Raw genomic sequence first — 25,882 nt, forward strand, 5'->3', positions numbered from 1 at the left:
GATAACTTCGGGTTAAACTGTGGATATTGTGGAAAATACGACAATAAAGCCGAAAAACTCCCATTTTTCGTGTGTATAACTCTGTGGAAACTGTGAATATGTCGCTTATTTCCATAAAAAAGTGGGTTGACATCCACAAAGTGTCAGACACTTGCGGTCAACCCATAGATACCCCACTTAATTTATTTGTAAACTTTCCCATTCTTCAAGAAGGCCTTCAAGCTCACTGTTCGCAGCTTCAAGCTCCTGATTGAACGACTGGCTCTTTTCGTAGTCCTGAAAAACTTCCGGTTTGCTCAGTTCGTTTTCGATCTCTTCAATACGGTTTTCAGTGGCCTCGATCTTTTCCTCGAGATCGTCAATCCGTCGGAGACGTTTCCGTTCGTCCTTCTTTGCTTGTTTATCTTGTTGGAATTGCTCTTTCTGATCCGTAGACGTTTTAACGGATGAACGTTGCTCTCTTTCCTCACGTTCAAGTCGTTCAAATTCGGCTTGCTCTGCCTTTTTATCAAGGTAGTAATCATAATCGCCTAAGTAATTTTCCAATCCAGATGTGGATAACTCAATTACTCGAGTGGCGATTCGGTTGATAAAGTAACGGTCGTGAGAAATGAAGAGGATGGTCCCCGGAAAATCGATCAACGCATTCTCGAGCACTTCTTTACTGTCCAGGTCCAGATGGTTCGTCGGCTCGTCCATTACAAGGACATTGGCTTTCTTCAGCATCAATTTCGCAAGAGCCAGGCGCGCCTTCTGTCCACCGCTCAGCTCATTAACACCCTTCAATACATCATCCCCGCTGAACAAGAAGTTACCGAGGACGGTACGGATGTCTTTTTCCTGATGGTTCGGGAATTCATCCCATAGCTCATGAAGGACGGTTTTGTTGCTGTTCAGATCAGCTTGCTCCTGATCGTAATAACCAATCTGGACATTGGATCCGAATTGAATGGTACCGTCCAGCTTCCGATCTGGGTGCATGATCGTCTTGATCAGCGTGGACTTCCCAATTCCGTTCGGTCCTACGAGCGCAATGCTTTCCTCCCGCTGGACATGGAGGTCGATGCCATCAATCAACACCTGATCATCGTAACCGATCGCAAGTCGATTGAGCTTTAAAACATCATTTCCTGTCTGACGGTCGATCCTGAAGCCGAACTGCGCGGATTTTTCACTGCCATCAGGCTTCTCCAGCTTTGTCATTCGATTCAGCTGCTTCCGTTTACTTTGAGCACGTTTCGTTGTAGAAGCACGTGCAATATTCCGTTGGACGAAATCTTGGAGTTTCGCAATTTCGGATTGCTGCTTCTCATATTCTTTCATTTCCTGCTCGTATAACTCCGCCTTCTGCTCAAGGTACTTGGAATAGTTTCCAAGGAACTTCTTACTCTTCGTCCTCGAGATTTCATAGACTTGATTGACCACCTTATCCAGGAAGTAACGGTCATGCGAAACGATGAGCAAAGCACCCGGATAGCCCTGCAAGTAGTTTTCCAACCAATTCAAAGTCTCGATATCCAAATGGTTGGTCGGCTCGTCCAGAATCAATAAGTCTGGCTGGGTCAATAACAGCTTAACGAGTGCGAGTCTCGTCTTCTGACCACCGCTTAGAGAGGAGACAGCTTTTCCATAGTCTTCTTCATAGAAACGGAAGCCGTGGAGAACAGATCGGATATCATTCTCGTATTTATATCCACCTTCTAATTCGAACTTCTGCTGAAGTGCATCGTATTCGGCGAGAACTTTGGAATAAAGGGTTTCATCGTTAAGGACGTGTTCCTTGCCCATTTTTTCTTCAAGAGCACGGATGTCTGCTTCCATCTCACGCAGGTGAGAAAAGACACTGAGCATCTCATCCCAAATGGTATTCTCTGTTTCAAGACCAGCATCCTGAGCCAGATAACCGATTTCAATCTCGTTTGGCTTCATGATTGCACCTGAATCATAGGAAAGATCACCGCTGATGATCTTTAACAGTGTCGATTTACCGGCTCCGTTTCTTCCAACGAGAGCAATTCGGTCCCGGGATTGTACTTCAAGTTTAATATTCGATAAAATAAGGTCAGCACCATAGTATTTTGTTATGTCTTGAGCTTGTAAAACAATCATGTCGTCACACCTCATAATTTACACATTATTATAAGTGTAGCCTATGAGGGAAAGGTCAAGCAACAGTGCAATCGTCAACGTTTTGTGATAATTTCACCGCAATAACGCCTTACTTTTAAACAAAAATGGTGTATAGTCTCTCTTAGGTGGTGTTTGTAGCAATGGGGAAGTTTACACACTTCAATGAACAAGGCCGTGCACGGATGGTCGATATCTCTGAAAAAGAAGAAACGGTGAGATCGGCACGCGTACGGAGCAGTGTTCAAGTAACGAAAGATATATATGAAGCGATTCAAGGGAATCATATTAAAAAAGGCGATGTATTATCTGTCGCTCAAGTGGCCGGGATCATGGCCGCAAAGAAAACACCAGAAATCGTCCCGATGTGTCACCCATTGCCACTTAAAGCAGTCGACATTTCCTTTGACTGGAATGTGGAAGACGATAACTATGAGCTGATGATTGATGTAATTGTGAAAACGAAAGGGAACACTGGTGTTGAAATGGAAGCATTGACAGCAGCATCAGCGACCGCCCTTACGATCTATGATATGTGTAAAGCGATTGATAAAGGAATGGTGATCGGGCCGACTTACCTGTTGGAAAAGACAGGTGGGAAAAGCGGCGATTACCGTAAATGATTTAAAGAAAGTTGTTCAATCCTGAGGGGAGGGACTTTATGAGCGTTGATGATCAGAAAATACCACAAGCCACCGCTAAACGGCTGCCCTTGTATTACAGGTTCCTGAAGAACCTATCTACTTCCGGAAAGCTTCGCGTTTCTTCCTCAGAGCTGAGCGAAGCGGTTAAAGTCGATTCTGCAACGATACGAAGAGATTTTTCCTATTTCGGTGCTTTAGGTAAGAAGGGGTACGGTTACAACGTGAATTATCTTCTGACCTTTTTCCGTAAAACGCTCGACCAGGATGAAGTGACGAAGGTCATGCTTGTCGGGGTCGGAAATTTAGGGACAGCCCTTCTGAACTACAACTTTTTGAAAAACGATAATACACGCATTGAACTGGCTTTTGATGTGGATAAAAATAAAGTAGGAACAGAAATTAGTGGTGTGCCGATCTATCACCTGGATAATCTGAAGGATTACGCAAACAAGGTCGTTTCCGTAGCAATCCTCACAGTCCCTGCCCAGACGGCACAGTCCGTTGCAGACCGGCTTGTGGAAATCGGAGTGAACGGGATTTTGAACTTTACACCTGCCCGTTTGACAGTACCCGACCATGTCCGGATCCATCACATTGATTTGGCAGTTGAACTGCAATCCCTGATCTATTTTTTGAAGAATTACCCGCTCGACCAGGAATAGAACATTCATGTTATTGAGGAGGTGACCAGTATGCTTGGTCCAGGAAGTTGGATTATTATCGGTGTCGTAGCTTTGTTGATCTTCGGTCCGAAGAAATTGCCTGAGCTCGGTAAAGCAGCCGGTAAAACATTACGCGAATTCAAGAACGCGACAAGCGGTCTTGTAGACGACGATGACAACAATGATAAAGATAAGAAAAACAAGAAGAATACGGATGAGGACTAGATAGAAAGGTAGTTTCGTATGACGGATAGACAAATGACGCTTCAAAAACATATCGAAGAGCTTCGAAAGAGGATTTTCATCGTCATATTGGTTTTCGTTGGAGCGTTCATCGCCGGTTTCTTCCTCGCCATGCCGTTGATTCAATATTTGAAGCAAACACCTGAGGCAGCAGGGTTGGAGTTGAATGTTTTCAACCTGACAGACCCACTCAGGGTTTTTCTTGATTTTGCCTTTCTAATCGGCATATTGATTACGTCACCGGTTGCCCTTTATCAGGTATGGGCTTTCATCAGTCCAGGTCTTTATGAAAAGGAACGTAAGGTGACATTGATGTATATTCCACTCACTTTTATTTTGTTCGTGGGTGGCTTATCGTTCTCATACTTCATTTTGTTTCCTTTCGTCATTGATTTCATGAATGGCTTATCGGACATGCTAGGGGTCGAAGAAGAGTACGGCATCAACGAATATTTTCATTTCCTTTTCCGGCTGACGTTGCCGTTCGGGATTCTGTTCCAATTTCCAGTTGTTATCATGTTTTTGACGAGACTAGGATTGGTGACACCGGATGTGCTACGTAAAATCCGGAAATACTCGTATTTCGTGCTCCTTGTGTTGGCGGGTCTGATTACACCGCCAGAATTGATTTCACACTTGATGGTGACCGTACCATTGATTATCCTATATGAGGTCAGCATCTTCATTTCACGATTTGCCTACAAGAAAGCGATGAAAACAGCTGAAGAAGCGGAAGAAATAGAAGATTGATTTGATAAAATGAAGCGACTGGAGCCCAGTCGCTTTTTTTGCGTAGGTGGAGGAGATGGGATCGGTTATCGTGCCCTCAAAAGAGCAGATCTCTGTTTTTGGGGTAGGATAGAGCGGTTATCGTGCCCTCAAAAGAGCGGATTTCTGTTTTTGGGGCAGGATAGATCGTTTATCGTGCCCTCAAAAGAGCGGTTTTCTGTTTTTGGGGCAGGATAGAGCGGTTATCGTGCCCTCAAAATGAGCGGATCTCTGTTTTTGGGGTAGGATAGAGTGCTTATCGTGCCCTCAAAAGAGCAGATTTCTGTTTTTGGGGTAGGATAGAGCGTTTATCTTGCCCTCAAAAGAGCGGATTTCTGTTTTTGGGGTAGGATAGAGCGGTTATCTTGCCCTCAAAATGAGCGGAACACTGTTTTGGGGGGAGGATAGAGTGCTTATCGTGCCCTCAAAAGAGCAGATTTCTGTTTTTAGTGTAGGATTAGCAACTTACACTTCATGATCAAGAAGAAAACCCAAAGGAATTTTTTCCATACTTGTAACTTTCTCCGGCTTCATCAGTCTACATATTTAGGAAGGGGGGATGAATGGAGCATGTCGGAGCCGTTCAGTGATATATATGAAACATACAAAACAGCGATCTATACCTATCTTTACCGCAGTACATACGATACTCATATTGCCGAAGAGTTGACCCATGACACCTTTATGAAGGCGTTCAAGAACATCCGATCCTTCCGGCAAGAAAGCTCACTAAAAACCTGGTTGTTCACAATCGCCAGGAATACATACCTTTCCTATAAGGAAAAAAGCGCGACCAAATACGAAACAAGTGACGAGTGGCATGAACGCTGGGAGAGTGGCACCAACGATGTTGAAGCAATGATTGAACGGGACAGCGTTCTGTTCGTCCTTTCCACACTTACGGAGAAGGAACGGACCTATATCATACTCAGGGATCAACAAGACATGACCTATCAAGAAATCAGTGAGATTTTAGATGAAAAAACAGGAACCGTAAAGGTCGGGATTTTTCGAGCACGGAAAAAGTTCAAGGAAACGTATCGTGATGAGTTTGGGGGGATTCAGAAGTGAAGGACAATTGTCGGTTGATAGAAGACCTGTATCCGTTATACATAGAAGGAGAGCTCAGCCCGTCCGTCAAAAAAATGGTGGAAGAGCATCTCGCAAGCTGTCCGTCCTGCGCGGCCATTTATGAAAGCGGCGAAGGGTTTAGTGAAGAAGTGGAAAGCAACGCAACAATGGAAGAAGTACCGAAATCGCTTGATGATCGGGTGAAAATGAAGATCAAGCTCAGAAGGGTCAGTTACATTGCCGCAATTCTTGGCGTCATCCTTGCCATGATGCTCTTGAACAAATATGAGAATTCGAGACAAGAAGTGTTCAAATGGAGCGATCAAATGTATGGTGAAGCGGAGGCTCTCATTGATTTAGTCGAAAAAGCGAAGTATGCAGATATTGATTCACTACGATTTAATAATCAAATGTACGTAGCGCGCTGGGACACGGATACGGAAGCATTCAATTGGTTCGAAAGAGAGCGGTTGGATGACACCGGGTCGCACCTGATTATACAAAAAGGGTCCTTATACACCACGCTTGAAACGTTACAAAAAAGGCAAAAGGATGACCGGTGGGACGATGTAGACCAAGAGGTTTACAGGAAACTGAAGGAATATAGTTATCAATACTCAAATGTAGTAGGAGATGAATATCAAAAGTTTCACCACGGTTATAGTTCCTATTTCCAGCTTGTCGATTTCAAGGCGCTTGATCGACCTGTTGAATCGATCAACGAGCTTACTTATCATTACAACCGATTCCACAAGCTCCCGGAGAATGTCAAACGTCTATCCACTGACGAGATAAAGGAACGGATTGGATCAATGTTAAAAGTCAAAAGCTCAGAGATCCAGGTTGAGACACACCATCGGTTCGAGGATATGGGCATGTACCCTTTCCATGTGAATCGAGATATCTCAGGTGAAATCGACATTTACACCGGTAATCTTGTTTCATACCGTTATCATGATGGTGGGAAACGAGAAAGCGAACAGGAAGGCGAGCGGATCAGTGAAGACGAAGCAAGAGAACAGCTAACCACTTTCCTGAAAACCGCTTATGGGAAAGGTGCTGAACTGTCCCTTGAATACAAAGGGATGAATCGATATGGAACGTCAGGCCATGCGTTTGTATTTACCCTAATGAATGACGGATACCCGTTGTTAAGTGGAGAGCATGAAAATTTCATAGCAGAAGTCAATGCGTTTACTGGACGTGTGGAAAACATCAACGTTAATCGCACATATATTGCTGATTCATTCTTCACAAAAGACTTTAAGGAAAACCTTTCACCGGAAGAAGGCCTCAAGCTACTCCACAAACGGGTAGAAGAAGAGGATGGCATCTTCACGGTTAAACGACGATACGAGCACACAGGAACCTTTGTTATACCGAGTACGACAACCGGGGATTATGAGCTTGTTCATGAGTACGACCTCGTGAATGAGGAAGAGGTCAACCATAAGAATCGAGACAGAAGCAGACGCTATATTAACGCTGAAAACGGTGAGGAAGAGTATCGCTACGAACCTATGCATTAATAACCATTAAAAAAGGATTGACGCTCACGTCAATCCTTACTTCTTTTTCATCTTTTTTACTTTCTTACGCAGCTCGTACATCCGATAGGCGTTGAAGAAGTCGTAGGCTGCGAGTGCCATGTTGAGGATCGGCCAGAATGACCAGACACCATCCTCTCTTGCATAGAAAATCGCTAAATACGTAAAGATGACGCCTAGTATCAAATAGGCAAATATCCAAAAAGTTGGTGAAAATCTCATAGTTATCCTCCAATAATGAGTTCGATGCTCTTCAGTTGTTTTTCCAGCTCCTGAATCTCGTCTCTAAAGACGACTTGGACGAGCATGACCGTCGAGTTTACAGCCACGTGAGCGATTATCGGAACAATCAATCGTTTCGTCTTTACATATAGGAAACTGAGCGTAAAGCCGATTGCTGTATAGACGAGTATATGGCTGAAGTCCCGATGGACGATAGCGAATATGACGGAACTGATCAGTGCTGCTATTACAAAATTCGTACGTTTATATAATGTGCCAAAGATGATTTTACGAAAGATAATCTCCTCTAATATCGGACCAATCACGGACACGACGAGAATAAGAAGCGGTACCGAAAGCGTCAGCTCCACGATCATCTTCGTATTTTTTGATCCAGGCTCTACACCTAAATACTGCATTTCAATGGTTGCAGCTATAATTTGTGCAATGAAGACGAGCGGTATCCCGATAATGGACCATCCGAGTGTACGGGAGAAATTCGCCCTCTCTTCGCGATGCGCCGGGTTACGGAATTCCGGCAACAGAATCCATAGGATGATGATCAATCCGATTGAAAAGCTGATGACGTTCCACAAGCCAGGAATTTTGTCCCGTGGAACATCGAGCGCAATCAATAACGGTCCACCGATGACTCCTGAAAGAAGGGTTGCTATATACGTTATTAAAATCCAACCATATCGTTTATTCAAACTTTTCTCCTCTTTCGTGAAAGAATCTTCATTTTACTCAATGTCCCATTTTAACATACAATGCCCTGAAAAACCTTTCTTATGATTCGGATAAGAGCCTACAGTTTGTATGGAATAGACCATAACTCACATTTACATATTCATAACAAAAAAATTTCGAGATAAGTCTTGCAAAAAAAATGAAACTTGATTAATATTATAAATGGAATTAGCACTCACCTGATAAGAGTGCTAATAATTAAAACATAATTCCTTGAGGAGGGTGTTTCACTTGTTAAAGCCGTTAGGTGATCGTATTGTAGTTGAGCTTGTAGAAAGCGAAGAAAAAACCGCAAGCGGAATCGTACTTCCAGACTCTGCGAAGGAGAAGCCGCAAGAAGGGAAAATCGTTGCAGTAGGTACAGGCCGAGTAACAGATAACGGAGAAAAAGTTGCGCTTGAAGTATCAGAAGGCGACACTGTTATCTATTCTAAATACGCTGGTACTGAAGTGAAATATCAAGGTAAAGAATACTTAATCTTACGCGAATCTGATGTACTAGCAATCGTAGGCTAATTAAATCAAGATTCTTTTAAACGATTCAATCGATAGGGAAATCTTTTCCCTACATATAACCATTCAAGGAGGTTCTTTATACAATGGCTAAAGATATCAAGTTTAGTGAAAATGCACGTCGCTCCATGCTTCGTGGTGTTGATGCACTTGCAGATGCTGTAAAAGTAACTCTTGGACCAAAAGGACGTAACGTGGTTCTTGAGAAGAAATTCGGTTCTCCACTTATCACGAACGACGGTGTGACAATCGCAAAAGAAATCGAACTTGAAGATGCATTCGAAAACATGGGTGCAAAGCTTGTAGCAGAAGTAGCAAGCAAGACGAACGACGTTGCTGGTGACGGTACGACTACAGCGACAGTTCTTGCTCAAGCAATGATCCGTGAAGGATTGAAGAACGTAACATCTGGTGCGAACCCAATGGGTATCCGTAAAGGGATCGAAAAAGCGACTGCAGCTGCAGTTGAAGAGCTTAAGAACATTTCTAAGCCAATCGAAGGCCGCGACTCAATCGCACAGGTTGCTTCCATTTCTGCTGCTGACGAAGAAGTCGGTCAATTGATTGCTGAAGCAATGGAGCGCGTTGGTAACGACGGCGTTATCACAATCGAAGAGTCTAAAGGATTCGCTACAGAGCTAGAAGTCGTTGAAGGTATGCAATTCGACCGCGGATATGCTTCTCCTTACATGGTTTCTGACTCTGACAAGATGGAAGCAGTCCTTGAAAACCCTTATATCCTTGTAACTGACAAGAAGATCTCAAACATCCAAGAAGTACTTCCTGTTCTTGAGCAAGTGGTACAACAAGGTAAGCCGATCTTGATCATCGCTGAAGATGTTGAAGGTGAAGCTCTTGCAACACTTGTTGTGAACAAACTTCGCGGTACATTCAATGCAGTAGCTGTTAAAGCTCCTGGATTCGGTGACCGTCGTAAAGCGATGCTTGAAGATATCGCAACATTGACTGGTGCAGAAGTAATCACTGAAGACCTCGGTCTTGATCTTAAATCTGCAAACATCGGTCAACTAGGTACAGCTTCTAAAGTTGTCGTAACGAAAGAAAACACAACAATTGTTGAAGGTGCTGGAGACACTGAGAAGATTGCTTCTCGTGTAAACACACTTCGTGCACAATTAGAAGAAACAACTTCTGAATTTGATAAAGAAAAATTACAAGAGCGTCTTGCGAAGCTTGCTGGTGGCGTAGCTGTCATCAAAGTCGGAGCTGCGACTGAAACAGAATTGAAAGAGCGTAAACTTCGTATCGAAGACGCATTGAACTCAACTCGTGCAGCAGTTGAAGAAGGAATCGTTTCTGGTGGTGGAACTGCACTTGTAAACGTGTTGAAAGCTGTGAAAGGTGTTCAAGCTACAGGTGACGAAGCTACTGGTGTCAACATCGTCCTTCGCGCACTTGAAGAGCCGATCCGTCAAATCGCACACAACGCTGGTCTCGAAGGATCTGTTGTTGTTGAGCGCTTGAAAGGCGAAGATCTTGGAGTTGGATTCAACGCTGCAACTGGCGAGTGGGTCAACATGATCGAAGCTGGAATCGTAGACCCTACAAAAGTTACACGTTCTGCACTACAAAACGCTGCATCCGTATCTGCAATGCTTCTTACAACAGAAGCAGTCATCGCAGATAAGCCGGAAGAAAACAACGGCGGCGGTGGCATGCCTGACATGGGCGGCATGGGCGGAATGGGTGGAATGGGCGGCATGATGTAATTCATGCGCCCCACCCTTAAAAGACTACTCCTAACGGGAGTAGTCTTTTTTTATGCGATATTACAATTATGTATCGCTTGCCGATATGTCTTGCATTTAATGTCGAATACCCTCATATTTAATAATAGAGGAGGGCCGATATGCGACGCGATATACAACCGAATGAAAGAGCATTTACAACGAAGGAAGTAGCAGAAGAGGTGGGAATCGCCACCCCTACTGTAAGAAAGTATGGTCAAATATTAGAGCGGAACGGTTATGAGTTTTTGAAAGATGGCGATCGACGTATCTTTGTCCAGACAGACATCATAGCGCTCATAGCGCTACGCGATACGGACAAGCCCCTTGACGATACAGCGAAGTCCCTTGTGGATCAACAAAAAGAGAGATTGAAAGTCCCCGATGAAACAGACATAGCGCTACCCGATACATATGAAAATCTCCCATTCGATCCGAATCAATTAAAAGAGGTATTACGAGCTGTAGTCAATGAGCTTGCAGCTACCCGAGAAATGAATGTCCAACTGAAAAACGATATGTCCCAGCTTCGATCGACTGTTTCCCAGCTTCAACAGGATCATCATGCGATCAGTTCGAGTATTGGAAATGCTGCGCAAAAAACGAATATTAAGATCGAAAACCTGACGAAACAGCAAAGGACGCAATACGAAGAATTGCTGCAGCAGGAAAAAGAAAACTATGAGAAATTACTGCAACAAGAGAAGCAAAGAAGTGAACAATTGCAAAAAGAAATGAAAAGCATGAGGGAAGAGCAAATAAAAGAGTGGCGCTCACAAAATGATTTCAATAAGCGCCTAGAAGAAGCGATACAAAAACCTAAGGGCAAATGGAGCGGGCTTCTTTCCTTGTTCAGAAAATAAGGTGCTACATAGCGGATATCTCTCAAAGCGATATGAGTTAAAAGCAGTAACTGTACAAATAGAATAAATCGTTCACGAGCTGGTCAAAGAAACAATTGATCGGTTCTTTTTTTAGAGTCATATCGCCTGGCGATATGAAGGACAAAACGACATGAAAAAGTACTTCAGATGTTTTTCATCCGACCCGATATATCTGCCATACGGTATAGCGCTACCCGATACACCCGACAAATAAATTGCACAATGTTTCAAATCTCAACAATTTCCCGAGGAATATCTACAAATTTTTCATGATCGATGACTATGAGAAATCATTAATTTTATAAGAACTGAGTTTTATTTAAAAAGGTTTCCTTTAAGTTAAAGCCCTTATTGGAAGTCTTTTTTCTTTGTACCGATTCGGTTTTTGATAAATGTGGATGAATATCCCTTTTTTTCAATTGGGCGAATATCCATATCAAAATTCTTGTTTTTAAATATAGTGTAAAGGAATGGGTAAAACACCTTATAGGGGAGGATGGATTACTTGAGCTTATTTGAAGATGGTTGCTGTGAAAAAGATGTGGAAAAGACGGAAGATAGATGCAGGGGTTGTATTTGTGAGCAATTAAAGAAATTGGATCCAGGTACTCAAGTCGAGATAACCGGAAAATCAGGGAACATTTTAGATGGTAAATTCATTGAGCTTGATAAAAAAACATGCTGTGTGAAGTTACTTGCTTCTGAAGTTGTTTCCCCATTTGAGCCTGAGATGTTCGTTATCATTTCTTGTGAAGATATCGAAAGTCTAGGATTCCCAAGAACAAGCTGATTTTTCAGCTTGTTCTTTTTATATCAATCCGTGGTCCAGTATCGTTCTGAAGTCTTTATTACGATAAACAATTTTACAACGTGATAGCAGTCGTTTATTGGAGGCATCAGAAGTATGGTATTTCGGCTGTTCATTTCTAAAATATACATAATTACTTCTCGAGCCTGAGTAAATTGGAATATTACGATTGAGGCATGAATGGACAAACCCTGTATCCTCTCCAAGGTTTAAGTGAGGGAACTGTATGTGCGGGAATATAGATTTATTGAAAACAAGGGTAGATCCAGCTACAACGCGGTTTTTAATACTGACCTGATGGTTGATGAATCTGTTTTCACAGTTTGGCATATAGATGCCAAGCAGGTTTCGGGACGTGAAATAGATGTAAATGGATCTTTTCCCAACAACTTGTGCATTTGTTGTGGCAAGGATTGTTAGTGATTCAGTCAAATAATCCGGTCCGTAGTAATCGTCATCATCGAACTTCGCAATGATATCGTATTTGGCTTTTTGTAGGGCGAAATTCAAACATTCCCCTAACGACGTAGCCTCAGAAAGCTGGTAAATGATAACGTCCTCATACTTTTTTGCTTCTTCTTCCCATTTCTCTTTATTCATTTCATCTTTATTCAACACAATGATGAGTTCCTTCTCTTCAACTTTTTGTTGCTCATAATTCTGAAAGATGTTGGCCATACAGTGATCCCTGAAGGTACAGGTGATAACTGAAACCATATGAATGACCTCCCTGAATTTACAAGTCACAGGACATTAAGGGGCTCCATATCATGTAAAAGTATATATGAAGGATATGCCAGACAGGGGAAATAAGTACGATTGTTCAGGTGTTTTGGATATTTTTCGGAGTCTCAACATGGTAAGGGGTTAATTGACTTATGGAAAGTAACCAGAAAAAAGTGAGCGTCGTTCTCACCACTTATAATGCGAAAGAGCGGCTGATCATGGCGCTTACTTCATACAAGTATCAACGTTATCCGAAAGAAAAATTTGAAATTGTCGTAGTAGATGATGGCTCCACAGATGGGACATATGAGCATATTAATGCGTTGTCCTTTGATATAAATTTAAAATTGGTCCGTAGTGATAAAAATCTCGGAAGAGCTGCTGCAAGAAACCGCGGCATAACTGAAGCAGCAGGGGAAATAATCATCTTCAGCGATAGTGATATGATTGCTGATCCATTCTTTATAGAGAAGCATGTACAACATCATGATGAACATGACAATGTTTTTGTCGGTGGATGCTTCTGGAATCGGATTGATAAAAATTATGATTACGAAAAGAACATCTACAACCCACCGATTAAGACAGAAGACGTTGAAACGGGAAGTGTCTTTCAAGAGACCTCCAGACAAATATTTGCAGATTTTTATGAGCAATTTCTAAGTTACTTTGGAAATGAACTCGAGGGATTCCAGTTCCCCTGGATGTACTTTGTCGTAATGAATTGTTCGGTCAAATCCATTCATTTGAAGGAAGCAGGTCTATTTGATGAACAATTACAAGGGTATGGCGGGGAAGATGAAGAGATGGGTTATCGATTATGGAAACGTGGGCTTAAAGGAATCGTAGATCCTACGATCAAGAATTTTCATCAAGAACATGCCCGCTCAAATAAACAGCGTAATGAAAGTGCACAAAATATCAATTACATCATTCAAAAGCACCAGGATATCAACCTCATCATGTATTACTATATAAATTTTGTTAATCAGCTTTCGAAGAGTAAATTATTGAGGGATATCCAACGTGCCTTTGAAGAGGAAATCATTTCACCTTCATTCCACCAGGAGTGTTTAAATGAAATATTCCATTATTGGAAAAAGCCTCAAAAAAGGAATAGAAAAGATAGGGTCCACCGTTATTTTATAAAAGAAATCAGAAGCTTGAACAGAACAGATCAGTATCGACAACTTGCGTTTTTCCTTAATCGTTTAGTACTTAACAACAGAAGGTAAGGGGAACGATATGAAACGTTATGGAATCATACCTTCCGCCGGTTTGGGATCGAGATTATCACCACTGGCATTCTCGAAAGAAATGTTTCCGATTGGATACCAGATACATGAAGGGGAGCTTAGACCTTGTCCTCTTTCTCAATATTTGGTGGAGTCAATGATGAAGGCGGATATACGGAATGTCTTTATGATCATAAGCCCTTCTAAGACCGATATCCTTTCTTATTATCAAAATGGCGACCGATTCAATATGGATCTCTCTTATTTGATTCAACCTCACCCTAAGGGAATGGTGGACGCACTTGCTCAAGCGACGCCGTGGCTTCCTGAAGAGGAAACATTTATGATCACATTCGGTATGCCGGATACTTTCTTTCAACCATCTACGTTATACAGTTCATTGATCCATTATATGGAAAACCATTCAAATGTTGATATTGTGCTCGGTGTTTTCCCGACGAAGTCATGGCATAAGCTCGGAATGGTCATGTTGAACGAGGAAAAGGAACGTATACAGGTTACCGATATCATAGATAAGCCGAAGATCAAACCTGATACGGACTATGCCTGGGGAGCGGCGGTTTGGAACGCAAACTTCCAACAATTCCTTACAGCGTATTCCAAGGACTATTCTGATGAAAAAGAGTTAGCGTTAGGAAACGTTTTTTTAGCAGCTATGGAAAAAGGGTATGAAATCGATGCAATTAAAGGGGAATTATACTACGACCTAGGAACAGTGGAGGATTTGTCGGAAGCAATCAATCTACTGAATCAAGGTAAGGGGGAAGCGTATGGGGATTGAAGTTAGTATCATCATTCCATCATTCAATAAGTACCCCCAAAATCTCCTCACACTCCAATCGCTCCAAAGCCAGGATTTTGATCATGAAGCGATGGAGGTCATTCTGGTGGATGATGGATCTACGGACAATACAAATGAAATTCCAAATGAATTCACAGCGAAGTTTCAATTTAAATACATCCGATTAGAGGAAAATATGGGACGCTCAAAAACAAGGAACATCGGTATTCGTGAAGCTGAAGGGGAACTTCTCATATTTCTCGATGCTGAAATGGTTGTGAATCCGGATTTCACTCAGAGACATTATATGTATCATAAAATGCATGAAAAAGCCGTCTTAACAGGGGGACTCGGATTTTACAACTTGTATTCCTTTGTTTATCCGGATTTTGATAAGTACACGATAAACAAGATTGCTAAACTTGTACGTAATGACAGAGTGTTGAAAAGACGTTTCCGAAGCTTTACTCGAACAAAGCAACCAACGCAACTGATCTACCCGGAAGACATTGCTTCTGGACGATACAAAAAACTGTCCTATTTTTCTCAAATTCCACTTGATAAAAGGACGATCGAGTTGTTTGGTGAAGACTTATCGGAATTTCAGACCCCTTGGATGGCCTTCCTTACCGGGAATGTTTCTGTAAAGAAGGATGATTTAGAGAAAGTGGGTTATTTTGAGGAATCATTCGAAGGATGGGGATTTGAAGATTGGGAGCTTGGTTATCGTCTCTACAAGTCCGGTGTTACTTTTGCATACAAGCAAGAAGCAGCCAGCTTTCATCAAGAGCACCTCACAAATGGGAAAAGCAAATCAACAGAGGCGTACAGAAACTTTCATTTATTCCAACAAAAACATATGACGATGGATGTATTGGTTGTTGTATTTATCCTAACTGGAAAATACAACCGGATCGGATGTCATGAGATTCTGAAGCAATACCGGAAATTAGAAACAGATTATCCTGATCGATTTGAAGCATTCAAAGCTTCGTTTCCACTTCTATTACAGAACGTTTCTCAAGCATTGGCAGAAGGAAAACCAATTGACAAGATACAGGTTTATTCAGATGATCAGCGTATGGAAAAGCTTATATGTGACCGGGAGTGTATTCAATCTTTGGGGGGGTTCCAATCCTTGACCGAGGCATTTGATTACCTGATTGATAGTTAAAATGGTTGGAAGGATGATGATAATGAGAAAGGAGATCAGCATCATAATTCCTTCGTATAATCGATATCCCCAAAACTTACTTACACTCTATTCACTGCAAAATCAAACCTATGATCCTGATAAGTTTGAGGTCATCTTCATCGATGATTGTTCCTCCGACAAGACTCCGATTATTCAGCATACATTCCAACCTCCTTTTTCATTTAACTATATACGGAATGAAGAGAATCTAGGACGTTCAAAATCAAGGAACTTAGGAATAAACGAAGCGACTGGAAGGATCATCATCTTCTTAGATGCTGAAATGATTGTAGAACCCGATTTTGTACAAAATCATGCCAATCATCATGATACGGAGAGTAATAAAGTCGTATCGGGCGCTCTCTTTCTGAAGAGAGTATATACAATTTCAAACAAGCTATTCACAAAGCAGCAACGCCTTCATATGGATTATTTATTGAAGATGAATCGAAAAATATTCAAAATAAAAAGGTCGCAAATAAGAAGGGGATATCCAGAAGTTCAGTTTATTACTAAGGAGGATATCCTGAATGGTCATTACAAGCTGTTGTCGTATGATTCTCCTTATTTCCAGGATGTAAAGAATCATTACGGTGCGGAATTGAATGGGCATCATTTGCCTTGGATTCTCTTTATAAGTGGAATTGTCTCAGTCCCCAAACAATTGCTTCTAAAGAGTGGAGGATTCGACGAGAGCTTTGTTGGTTGGGGGTTTGAGGATTGGGAGCTAGGATATCGCCTTTATCAAAATGGAGCGGAATTCATATCCGCCTCGGACGTCACAGGCTACCATCAAGAACATCCGATTTCGGTTATTGATATTGATCAATCAATGTTTGAGAATTATCTGAGATACCAAAGGAAACATCCCAACTATGAAACGTGTATTCATACCTTATTCTTGATGGGCGAAATTACACGAGTAGAAGAAAGTATCATAGTTGGTGAATATAAATCCCTCTTATGTGAACATCCGGATCGTTTCAACCAGTTTAAAGAAGGTTATCTAGCGCTCTTACAACAATGTGCTGTTCTTCTATCTGAGAATAAGGCTATAGAAGATTTGTGGATCGGAATGGATTTGAAGGATCCGACCAGCCTGAAGGAATTAATACGTTCTGAGAGGGATGAGGTCGCTTCTCTGAACCAGTACCCTCAACTTATTAGGTCGATGAACATCTTGCTTGAGAAATGATGAAGATATATGGGTCAGTAAAACGTTACAGGCATACCTGTAACGTTTTTATTTTGTTATGCCGTTCCTTCCTATAATTATTAAAACCTTCTCACAATCGTATCGATCACCTTGCCAGTTTGTTACAATATGAGTGAATATTGCAAATTAACAAGGAAACTGTCAATTTAGTTCGAATTAATAAAGGATTAGGGTTGTTCGTGTCAGGGATTATAATGGGGGGAATTGTAATGGCAGCTAATGATATCAGATATGAAACCTATCATTCACAGTTGGAGAAAATCATAGAAAATGTCGAAAAGGTCATGGTTGGAAAGCGTGAAGCAACAGAGCTGAGTGTCGTTGCTTTGTTAACTGGGGGACATATTTTACTTGAGGATGTACCTGGAGTCGGTAAAACAATGATGGTCCGTTCCATCGCCCAGTCCGTTGGAGCGAAGTTCAATAGAATCCAATTCACACCAGACTTGCTACCATCCGATTTGACGGGTGTATCGATCTACAATCAGAAAACGATGGAGTTTGAGTTTCGTCCAGGCCCGTTGATGGGGAACATCGTGCTTGCGGATGAAATCAACCGGACCTCACCAAAGACGCAATCCGCGTTACTTGAAGCAATGGAAGAAAACAGCATTACCGTTGATGGTATCACGCATCAATTACCGGAGCCGTTCTTTGTCATGGCGACGCAGAACCCGATTGAATATGAAGGGACGTACCCGTTACCAGAAGCACAGCTTGACCGTTTTTTGCTGAAAATCAAAATGGGGTACCCGACAGCAAATGAAGAGATGCAAGTGTTATCTCGTAACGAGAAACAGCATCCGATTCATGAGCTGACGAGCGTCTTGACGATTGAAGACTTACTCGAACTCCAATCGAAGGTAAAATCCGTTTATGTCGAGGAGTCTGTCAAACAGTACATCATCGACCTCGTACTACGAACTCGAACACATAGTGGAATCCACCTTGGAGTGAGCCCGCGTGGATCACTCGCGCTGATGAAGACCGCTCAAGCCTATGCACTTTTACTCGACAGGGACTACGTGATTCCTGATGACATCAAATACTTAGCGAAATCCGTGCTTTGCCACCGGATGATCCTGAAGCCGGAAGCCCGTTTTGACGGATACACCCAAGAAAAGATCGTTGATGAAATATTGAAACGGACCCCAGTGCCGGTCCTTAGGAAAGAAAACGTATGATCAAGAAACAGCTTGCTCGATACCGGACAGCGTTGGGGATCATCGGCGTCATCCTGCTGATGGCCAGTACGTTTTCCTATGCGATGTTCCAGGGTGGTTTCGTCAGCTGGTTCTTGTTCTATTCCGTCGTTCCGCTTGCGCTATATACCTTTTTCATCTTTATTGTGCCGTTGTCTAGATTGACCGTAGAACGTCATATCGAAAAAAACACCTTCATCGCAGGGGAACGGGTCGAAGTGAAGGTCACTGTGAAAAGCAGGATTCCGCTTCCGTTGTTCTATTTGGTCGTCTATGATCATTTGCCGAAACGGTTTGCTCAATTTACAAGGGAAAAAGAGCCGGAATATCAAAATCAAGCGAAAGCGTTGCTGTTCCCTTTATTTAGGAAAAGCGCATCTTACTCGTATGTGATTGACCCGATTCCGAGAGGTATTCATACATTTCAATCCGTTACGGTGGAAACGGGAGATTTATTCGGATTTCTTGCAAAATCTACAGAGATTCCATTAGAAAAATCGATTCAGGTTTATCCAAGGACGCAGCCTCTTTCCGGGTGGAATATGTTTGATACTCACCCATCAGGTGTGAAAAAAATAGGAAAGCAAGCTCAACAGGACTTTACCTCAGCGGTCAGCATCCGCGATTATACACCAGGAGATAAGCTGTCATGGTTGCACTGGAAAGCGACCGCGCGTTCAAACAAGCTGGTCACGAAGGTGTTCGAGACGCAACGGAACGATGATTTCCTGGTTTTCTTGGATGGGAGTCACCCCGGTTTTCAACGGAATGGACAAGAGATGTTTGAGCGAGCGGTATCACTTGGTGCCTCTCTTTTGAAGCATGCCGTCAGCAGTGGAACAACGGTGGAATTCCATACGGTCGCGAACCAGCATACGAAGCTGACCTTCCAATCCGGTCAAAACTTCGAGGCAAAGTGGATGCACCATCTGGCACGGATTGAGCCAGATACCAGTTCTTCTTTAACGGGTGTTTTGAAACATGAAGTCCACGAGATGGGGAAGGGCGTTTCGGTTCTGATCATTACATCGGATCTTTCCGACTCTTTCATCCATACGATTGAGCGGATGGCTGCAAACAAGATCCAGACCATGTTCTTTTACATGATGAACAAGAAAATTCTTACAAGCGAAGAACAGTATGTGATTACGAGATTAAGAGCTCGGAACATAGTTGTCTATCCAGTGAATATGGACGACTTCAGCGAGGTCGTCAAGGCAGGTGCACAAAATGCCACAAGCTCATGACAAACAGAAATTCACGATGGGTTCATTTTTGCTATACATGCTAGGGTTCCTATTATTCTGGGAATGGCTGCGGCCACTTTCGACGTTTACCGATACGCATTACTTATCGATTTTCGTTCTATTTGCGGCCTTTTTATTTACCATTTCTTATTTCGAACTGCCAATCTGGTTATCCTTCCCGCTCAAACTGCTCGCACTCGCTTATGCGATCCATACGATCTACTTCCCAGTCTCATTTTTTGATCTGGAGTGGGTAAGTTATCTCATAAACGATTTAATTGCAGGCTTTGACAGGGCCTTGGCGAGAGATTGGAACGGTCTGAGTAACTTAAGCCGTACATTCTTATTTTTAGTCCTGTTATGGCTGATCAGCTACTTGATGCATTACTGGCTGATCCAGGCACGACGAATATTCTTATTTTTCCTCATTACCGTCCTGTATGTGACGGTTGTTGATACATTTACGCCTTACGATGCTTCTGCATCCATCATCAGAACGGTCATTATCGGCTTTGTCCTGTTAGGCATACTCCAGTTCATCCGGATCATTGAATTGAAGGGATTCAACGTCTATCGGAACAAGTTCCCGTTGATGTGGATCATACCGCTCGTCCTGCTCATTTCTTTTTCATCCGTTCTAGGCTATCTTGCTCCTAAAGCTGCCCCGCAGTGGCCGGATCCTGTTCCTTTCTTTACCGCAACAGGTAGTCAAATCGGAGAAGGTGAAGGAGATGCGCCGGGTAGAGGCGGAGGGGTACAAAGAATCGGGTATGGGACGAATGACAGCCGCTTAGGTGGACCTTTCATTTCTGATGAAACACCTATATTTAAAACGACCATCGAAGAATTGCATTACTGGCGCGTGGAATCCAAAGAAATCTATACAGGACTTGGTTGGGAGACGGCAACCGGAAATCCGAACGAGCAGGTGGACCCTGACAATATTCCGAAGGATTCAATTCATGCAATGCAATTTAGTGAGAAGGTCAAAGCCGAACAATTGAGTGCGAAGGTCGAAGTGTTGAAAAAAGGGCTCTACCCGTTCATCGTGTATCCTGGTCAGCTTGATGCCGTACAAGCAGAAGAACCACGGGACTATGAGATGAATACGATCACGAGGAAATTGATGACGCTTGAACAAGGAAGAGAATCCGGACTTAAGGAATATTCATTGGATTATACGTATCCGGAGTTCTCAGAGGCGATGCTTGCTAAGTCGAGCATGAATTATCCGGAAGAGATCACGAGCCGCTATCTCCAGCTTCCGAAAGATCTTCCACAGCGTGTTCAAGATCTATCCGAAGAGATTACGGCTGAGGCAACGAATCCATATGAAATGGCGAAAGCAGTTGAAGAATACTTTGCGAAAGCCGGTTTTTCCTATAACACGAGAGATACAGCCGTGCCCGGTAAGAATGATGATTATGTCGATCAATTCCTTTTCGACACTCAACTTGGCTATTGTGATAACTTCTCAACGTCGATGGCAGTTATGCTCAGAACCGTCGGAATCCCGACACGTTGGGTAAAGGGTTTCACACGTGGAGAATATGAAGATACGCTTGAAGACGGCGTTCGTGAATATGTTATTACAAATTCCAATGCTCACTCTTGGGTTGAAGTCTATTTTGAAGGAGTAGGCTGGGTCCCGTTCGAGCCGACTCGTGGCTTCCAGGCACCGGATCAATTTGTCGACAACTATCAGGATGAGACGGAAGAGGATGTACCTGTTGAGCAAAACGACCAGGATCAACAAAAGACGGATAAGGATGCAGGTGAGAAAAAGTCCTCCTTCACGTTGCCATTTGATGTTGATAAGGTCCTTAACTGGGTAAAGTGGATCTCCATTACAATCCTTTCCGTTGCGTTGGTCGTTCTCATCACAGCTTATTTGACCCGGAAGAAATGGTTGAATAAATTTTTCTTATGGAAGTTCAGGAAAAGAAAGGATGACCATGCTTTTCAGGATGCTTACCATCGATTGCTCTGGTTATTGGAGCAATACGGGATTGAAAAGCAGCCGCAACAAACGTTAAGGGAATATGCCGTCGATGTCGATCGCTCGCTCGATACGGGCGATATGAAGCTGTTGACGAAGAAGTATGAAAAGGCGAGATACAGCCCAGGTCATCAACCTGTCGATTGGCAGGATACAAAGGAATTGTGGGAAAATTTAATTAAAAGGATACGTCCTTGACCGCTTAATAGGCTATTGGTAGAATAAGTCCATTAAATCGATTCGTAAATGGATTATTCGACTTCCTTCATATATGTTTGGGAATATGGCCCGAATGTTTCTACCAGATCACCGTAAATGATCTGACTATGAAGGCAGGAGCTGTTATGCATAAAACAGGACCCTGCCTTCTATAGGTATGGGTTCTGTTTTCTTTTTTGTAAATGGAAGATTAATCCAAGGGATAGAATATAGAGAGGTGGCTGACAGAATGAATGCGACGGAAGAAATGATTATCGTCCTGGACTTTGGTGGGCAGTACAATCAATTGATTACACGACGAATTCGGGACTTGGGCGTGTATAGTGAACTCCACTCCCATAAGATTACGGCTGAGAAAATCAAGGAACTGAATCCTACAGGGATCATCTTCTCTGGAGGTCCGAACAGTGCGTATGCAGAGGATTCTCCGAAATGTGATGAGCGGATCTTTGAATTGGGCATTCCGATCTTAGGGATCTGCTATGGTATGCAGCTGATGACCCATCACTTTGGTGGGAAGGTCGAAAAGGCAAACCACCGGGAGTATGGGAAGGCGACTGTAGCCGTCCGACATATGAACGACCTTTATAAGGAATTGCCAGAAGAGCAGACGGTATGGATGAGTCATGGTGATTTGGTTGTTGAACCTCCTGAAGGCTTCCAAACTGATGTAACGAGTCCATCTTGCCCAGTGGCGGGGATGAGTGATCCATCTCGTAACCTCTACGGCGTTCAATTCCATCCGGAAGTTCGTCATAGTGAATATGGAAACGAGCTGTTGAAGAACTTTGTTAGGAACATCTGTCAATGTAAAGCGACCTGGTCGATGGAAAACTTCATTGAAGAGGAAGTCGAAAAGATCCGTAATATGGTCGGAGATGAGAAAGTCCTCTGTGCGTTGAGCGGTGGAGTCGACTCTTCTGTCGTCGCAGCACTGCTCCATAAAGCCATTGGGGATCAGCTCGTCTGCATGTTCGTCGACCATGGTCTCTTGCGTCAAGGGGAAGCGGACAGCGTCATGAAAACGTTTGGTGATGAATTCGACATGAATGTTATCAAGATTGATGCGAAGGATCGTTTCCTCGGTAAGCTTGAAGGGGTGACCGACCCTGAACAGAAGCGAAAAATCATCGGTAACGAGTTCATCTATGTGTTTGATGAAGAAGCTGCAAAGCTACAAGGGATCAAATACCTTGCTCAAGGCACCTTATATACCGATATCATCGAAAGTGGAACAGATACAGCGCAAACCATCAAGTCTCACCATAATGTCGGCGGTCTTCCAGAGGACATGCAGTTCGAATTGATTGAACCGTTGAACGCCTTGTTCAAGGATGAGGTCCGTAAAGTTGGAACTGAGCTTGGATTGCCAGATGAGATCGTGTGGCGTCAGCCGTTCCCAGGACCAGGACTCGGTATCCGTGTACTTGGTGAAGTGACGGAAGAGAAGCTGAAGATCGTGCGTGAGTCCGATGCAATTCTACGAGAAGAAATCAAAAATGCTGGACTCGATCGAGATATCTGGCAATACTTTACCGCGCTTCCGAACATGCGGAGTGTTGGCGTCATGGGAGATGCACGTACGTATGATTACACAGTTGGTATCCGGGCAGTGACGTCCATTGACGGGATGACATCCGATTGGGCAAGAATCCCGTGGGATGTATTGGAACGGATTTCTACTCGAATCGTAAACGAGGTCGATCACGTTAATCGAATCGTGTATGACATCACTTCTAAGCCACCTTCCACAATCGAGTGGGAATAACACGAACATTAGATTGATTTATAATAATAATGTTCGGAAAAACCATTGACAAATTTCGTCAATACACGTACACTTTAGAAAAATAACAGCACAGAACCATCGTATAATGTCGAGAATATGGCTCGAAAGTTTCTACCAGGCTACCGTAAATGGCTTGACTACGAGGGGGATCTAAGAAAGAACGCACGTCCATCTCTTTTTGTAGATGTTCCGTTTTCATTCGTTCTTTTCCCTATATTCGTTGTCAAAAGCTCCAGGTGACCTGCCTGGAGCTTTTTCTGTTCAATTCTTTTCAGGCAGCCTAGATGTTGAATGAAAGGAAGACGGTAGGCATTATTCACGATACTCAGCACCGTTTAATAGATTCAGAGAATAATAGGAGTGAGAAGGAATGGAACGATTTTTCGGCTTCAAAGAGTATGGAACAACTTATCGTAAGGAATTCATAGCAGGTCTTACAACGTTTTTATCTATGGCTTATATTTTATTCGTCAACCCGGCAATCCTAGGCGACGCAGGGATGGACAAGGGAGCGGTGTTCGTTGCGACAGCACTTGCTGCAGCAATCGGTACATTAATCATGGGGCTTCTTGCCAACTATCCGATCGCACTTGCACCAGGAATGGGGCTTAACGCCTTCTTCACATACTCGGTCGTCATGGTCATGGGTATTCCATGGCAAACGGCTCTTGCCGGTGTTCTCGTTTCCGGTCTTGTGTTCATCGTTATCACGTTATTGAAAATCCGCGAAACAATCATTAATGCGATCCCGCAGGAACTGAAATACGCTGCGGCAAGTGGTATCGGGCTTTTCATTGCATTCATTGGACTGCAGAATGCCGGAATTGTTGAAAACAACGATGCTACACTCGTCCAATTGGGGAATCTGACGAACGGATCAACATTGCTTGCAATTTTTGGATTAATCATCATCGTCCTTTTCATGGTCCGTGGCGTGAAAGGCGGTATTTTCTACGGGATGCTCATTACGGCTATCGTCGGTATGGTGTTCAAGCTGATCCCGCTTCCAAACGGTATCGTTGGTGCTGTTCCAAGCTTGGAGCCGACGTTCGGAGCTGCCCTTACACATTTGGACCAGATTACGACCATCGACATGCTCGTCGTCGTTTTGACATTCTTGTTTGTCGATTTCTTTGATACAGCAGGCACGTTGATGGCAGTTGCCTCCCAAGCTGGTTTGATGAAAGACAACAAGCTCCCAAGGGCAGGTCGTGCGTTAGTAGCTGACTCATCAGCAACAGTCATCGGTGCAGTACTAGGTACATCAACGACTACAGCCTACATTGAATCATCCTCAGGAGTTGCAGCTGGGGGACGTACAGGGTTCAGCTCGGTTGTCACAGCAGGATTCTTCCTGCTCGCCTTGCTTTTCTCTCCGTTACTAGGGGTCATCACCCCGTCCGTAACTGCACCTGTTCTTATCATCGTCGGTGTACTCATGGTTGGTGTGCTAGGGAAAATTGAATGGCACCGATTTGAGATTGCAGCACCAGCTTTCTTGACGATCATTGCCATGCCGCTAACGTATAGCATCGCAACAGGTATTGCGCTCGGTTTCATCCTATATCCCATCACGATGATTGTAAAAGGGGAAGGAAAGCGCGTCCATCCAATCATGTACGGAATGTTTTTCATCTTCATCTTGTATTTTGTGTTTTTGACTTAACCTACAATAATAGAAGAAACCAAAAAATCAGCCGAATAAAACGGCTGATTTTTTGTACATTATTATTGTTAGTTATCAAATTTATGTCTTCTATGGTGCGATTATTCTTCTTTCCCTCTGATAGGAATGAGCCATCCGGCAATCATCGATGCGAAAGGAACGCCCATAACGATGGCCAAGCAGATATGTACAATATCAGCAAATGCACTATAAGGAATAAAGACGTGGAAAACCAACTTTATTAATTGTAAAAACCCATAAAAGGAAAGTAGAAAAATAATGAAATAGAGGATTCTGTACACGATTGATCACCGTCCTTTACAGCACTTTCTTACTATATAGAATAGATTCACTAAGGCAGTTTAAATTCCTTTTAAAACTTTTTTGGAATTATCCTTGACCGACTATTGTATGGATGGTATATTAGAAAAGTCGCTTCGGAGAGAGGCGAAAAACAAGCCCGCAAGTCGGGTTATACAGCTCTTTGAAAACTGAACAAAAGCCAAGCGTGAAACGGACCTACATGGTTATGTTCTTCGACTAAGAACGTCACGTCCTGTGACGACGTCGAAGTTAGCACATCCATGTGCGTCAAATTT

At 43.0% G+C, this 25,882-nt stretch carries 23 protein-coding genes and 2 riboswitches; of the genes, 19 read left to right on the top strand and 4 right to left on the bottom strand.

Annotated elements, in window-relative coordinates; genetic code table 11:
- Positions 1-177: 177 nt before the first annotated feature.
- Positions 178-2,109, bottom strand: a complete 1,932-nt coding sequence (locus V1497_RS01675) for an ABC-F family ATP-binding cassette domain-containing protein (protein WP_349409262.1) — start codon at positions 2,107-2,109, stop codon at positions 178-180.
- 161 nt (positions 2,110-2,270) lie between these two features.
- Between V1497_RS01675 and moaC the strand changes: the two genes are divergently transcribed.
- The 6 genes from moaC to V1497_RS01705 all read left to right on the top strand — a co-directional run bounded on the left by moaC (position 2,271) and on the right by V1497_RS01705 (position 7,044).
- Positions 2,271-2,750, top strand: a complete 480-nt coding sequence (moaC, locus tag V1497_RS01680) for a cyclic pyranopterin monophosphate synthase MoaC (protein ID WP_349409263.1) — start codon at positions 2,271-2,273, stop codon at positions 2,748-2,750.
- Positions 2,751-2,788: 38 nt separating this feature from the next.
- Complete coding sequence (locus tag V1497_RS01685; RefSeq protein WP_349409264.1) at positions 2,789-3,433, top strand: redox-sensing transcriptional repressor Rex; 645 nt, start codon at positions 2,789-2,791, stop codon at positions 3,431-3,433.
- A gap of 30 nt (positions 3,434-3,463) precedes the next feature.
- Positions 3,464-3,658 (top strand): twin-arginine translocase TatA/TatE family subunit, encoded by a 195-nt coding sequence (locus V1497_RS01690; protein ID WP_349409265.1) that lies wholly within the window; start codon positions 3,464-3,466, stop codon positions 3,656-3,658.
- Between the two features lie 18 nt (positions 3,659-3,676).
- Positions 3,677-4,426 (top strand): twin-arginine translocase subunit TatC, encoded by a 750-nt coding sequence (tatC, locus tag V1497_RS01695; protein WP_349409266.1) that lies wholly within the window; start codon positions 3,677-3,679, stop codon positions 4,424-4,426.
- A 588-nt stretch (positions 4,427-5,014) separates the two neighbouring features.
- Positions 5,015-5,515, top strand: a complete 501-nt coding sequence (locus V1497_RS01700; RefSeq protein WP_349409267.1) for an RNA polymerase sigma factor — start codon at positions 5,015-5,017, stop codon at positions 5,513-5,515.
- The gene (locus tag V1497_RS01705) at positions 5,512-7,044 is read left to right on the top strand and encodes an anti-sigma factor (RefSeq protein WP_349409268.1); all 1,533 of its coding nucleotides are present in this window, start codon (positions 5,512-5,514) and stop codon (positions 7,042-7,044) included. The genes V1497_RS01700 and V1497_RS01705 overlap by 4 nt, the downstream gene beginning before the upstream one ends.
- A gap of 36 nt (positions 7,045-7,080) precedes the next feature.
- Here the strand turns inward: V1497_RS01705 and V1497_RS01710 are convergent, their stop codons facing one another.
- A complete protein-coding gene (locus V1497_RS01710; protein WP_349409269.1) occupies positions 7,081-7,284 on the bottom strand; it encodes a DUF4305 domain-containing protein in 204 nt (67 codons plus the stop codon).
- Between the two features lie 2 nt (positions 7,285-7,286).
- Positions 7,287-7,994 (bottom strand): CPBP family intramembrane glutamic endopeptidase, encoded by a 708-nt coding sequence (locus tag V1497_RS01715; protein ID WP_349409270.1) that lies wholly within the window; start codon positions 7,992-7,994, stop codon positions 7,287-7,289.
- A gap of 271 nt (positions 7,995-8,265) precedes the next feature.
- Here V1497_RS01715 and groES point away from each other — a divergent pair, with 271 nt between their 5' ends.
- The 4 genes from groES to V1497_RS01735 all read left to right on the top strand — a co-directional run bounded on the left by groES (position 8,266) and on the right by V1497_RS01735 (position 11,969).
- The gene (groES, locus tag V1497_RS01720; protein ID WP_349409271.1) at positions 8,266-8,550 is read left to right on the top strand and encodes a co-chaperone GroES; all 285 of its coding nucleotides are present in this window, start codon (positions 8,266-8,268) and stop codon (positions 8,548-8,550) included.
- 83 nt (positions 8,551-8,633) lie between these two features.
- Complete coding sequence (gene groL, locus V1497_RS01725; protein ID WP_349409272.1) at positions 8,634-10,277, top strand: chaperonin GroEL; 1,644 nt, start codon at positions 8,634-8,636, stop codon at positions 10,275-10,277.
- Positions 10,278-10,417: 140 nt separating this feature from the next.
- Positions 10,418-11,158, top strand: a complete 741-nt coding sequence (locus V1497_RS01730) for a hypothetical protein (protein WP_349409273.1) — start codon at positions 10,418-10,420, stop codon at positions 11,156-11,158.
- A 526-nt stretch (positions 11,159-11,684) separates the two neighbouring features.
- Positions 11,685-11,969, top strand: coding sequence for a CGEA protein (locus V1497_RS01735; RefSeq protein WP_349409274.1), 285 nt, complete (start codon positions 11,685-11,687; stop codon positions 11,967-11,969).
- Between the two features lie 18 nt (positions 11,970-11,987).
- Here V1497_RS01735 and V1497_RS01740 read toward each other — a convergent pair whose 3' ends face one another.
- Complete coding sequence (locus V1497_RS01740) at positions 11,988-12,704, bottom strand: glycosyltransferase (protein WP_349409275.1); 717 nt, start codon at positions 12,702-12,704, stop codon at positions 11,988-11,990.
- A 161-nt stretch (positions 12,705-12,865) separates the two neighbouring features.
- Between V1497_RS01740 and V1497_RS01745 the strand changes: the two genes are divergently transcribed.
- The 9 genes from V1497_RS01745 to V1497_RS01785 all read left to right on the top strand — a co-directional run bounded on the left by V1497_RS01745 (position 12,866) and on the right by V1497_RS01785 (position 25,283).
- The gene (locus V1497_RS01745) at positions 12,866-13,948 is read left to right on the top strand and encodes a glycosyltransferase family 2 protein (RefSeq protein ID WP_349409276.1); all 1,083 of its coding nucleotides are present in this window, start codon (positions 12,866-12,868) and stop codon (positions 13,946-13,948) included.
- Positions 13,949-13,958: 10 nt separating this feature from the next.
- Positions 13,959-14,750, top strand: coding sequence for a sugar phosphate nucleotidyltransferase (locus V1497_RS01750; protein WP_349409277.1), 792 nt, complete (start codon positions 13,959-13,961; stop codon positions 14,748-14,750).
- On the top strand, positions 14,740-15,924 hold the full coding sequence (locus V1497_RS01755) for a glycosyltransferase family 2 protein (RefSeq protein ID WP_349409278.1): 1,185 nt from the start codon (positions 14,740-14,742) through the stop codon (positions 15,922-15,924). Before V1497_RS01750 ends, V1497_RS01755 begins: the two co-directional genes overlap by 11 nt.
- A 22-nt stretch (positions 15,925-15,946) precedes the next feature.
- Positions 15,947-17,140, top strand: coding sequence for a glycosyltransferase family 2 protein (locus tag V1497_RS01760; protein WP_349409279.1), 1,194 nt, complete (start codon positions 15,947-15,949; stop codon positions 17,138-17,140).
- 230 nt (positions 17,141-17,370) lie between these two features.
- On the top strand, positions 17,371-18,345 hold the full coding sequence (locus V1497_RS01765) for a MoxR family ATPase (RefSeq protein ID WP_349409280.1): 975 nt from the start codon (positions 17,371-17,373) through the stop codon (positions 18,343-18,345).
- Entirely contained in the window at positions 18,342-19,610 is a 1,269-nt protein-coding gene (locus tag V1497_RS01770; protein WP_349409281.1) for a DUF58 domain-containing protein, read from the top strand. The genes V1497_RS01765 and V1497_RS01770 overlap by 4 nt, the downstream gene beginning before the upstream one ends.
- The gene (locus V1497_RS01775) at positions 19,594-21,807 is read left to right on the top strand and encodes a transglutaminase domain-containing protein (RefSeq protein WP_349409282.1); all 2,214 of its coding nucleotides are present in this window, start codon (positions 19,594-19,596) and stop codon (positions 21,805-21,807) included. Before V1497_RS01770 ends, V1497_RS01775 begins: the two co-directional genes overlap by 17 nt.
- A 47-nt stretch (positions 21,808-21,854) precedes the next feature.
- A riboswitch (purine riboswitch) is annotated at positions 21,855-21,956 on the top strand.
- A 101-nt stretch (positions 21,957-22,057) separates the two neighbouring features.
- Positions 22,058-23,596, top strand: a complete 1,539-nt coding sequence (gene guaA, locus V1497_RS01780) for a glutamine-hydrolyzing GMP synthase (protein ID WP_349409283.1) — start codon at positions 22,058-22,060, stop codon at positions 23,594-23,596.
- A gap of 79 nt (positions 23,597-23,675) precedes the next feature.
- Positions 23,676-23,777: riboswitch (purine riboswitch) on the top strand.
- Positions 23,778-23,987: 210 nt separating this feature from the next.
- A complete protein-coding gene (locus V1497_RS01785) occupies positions 23,988-25,283 on the top strand; it encodes an NCS2 family permease (protein ID WP_349409284.1) in 1,296 nt (431 codons plus the stop codon).
- Positions 25,284-25,882: the final 599 nt, after the last annotated feature.

The sequence above is a fragment of the Pseudalkalibacillus sp. SCS-8 genome, assembly GCF_040126055.1.
Taxonomy (GTDB): Bacteria; Bacillota; Bacilli; order Bacillales; family Fictibacillaceae; genus Pseudalkalibacillus; species Pseudalkalibacillus nanhaiensis.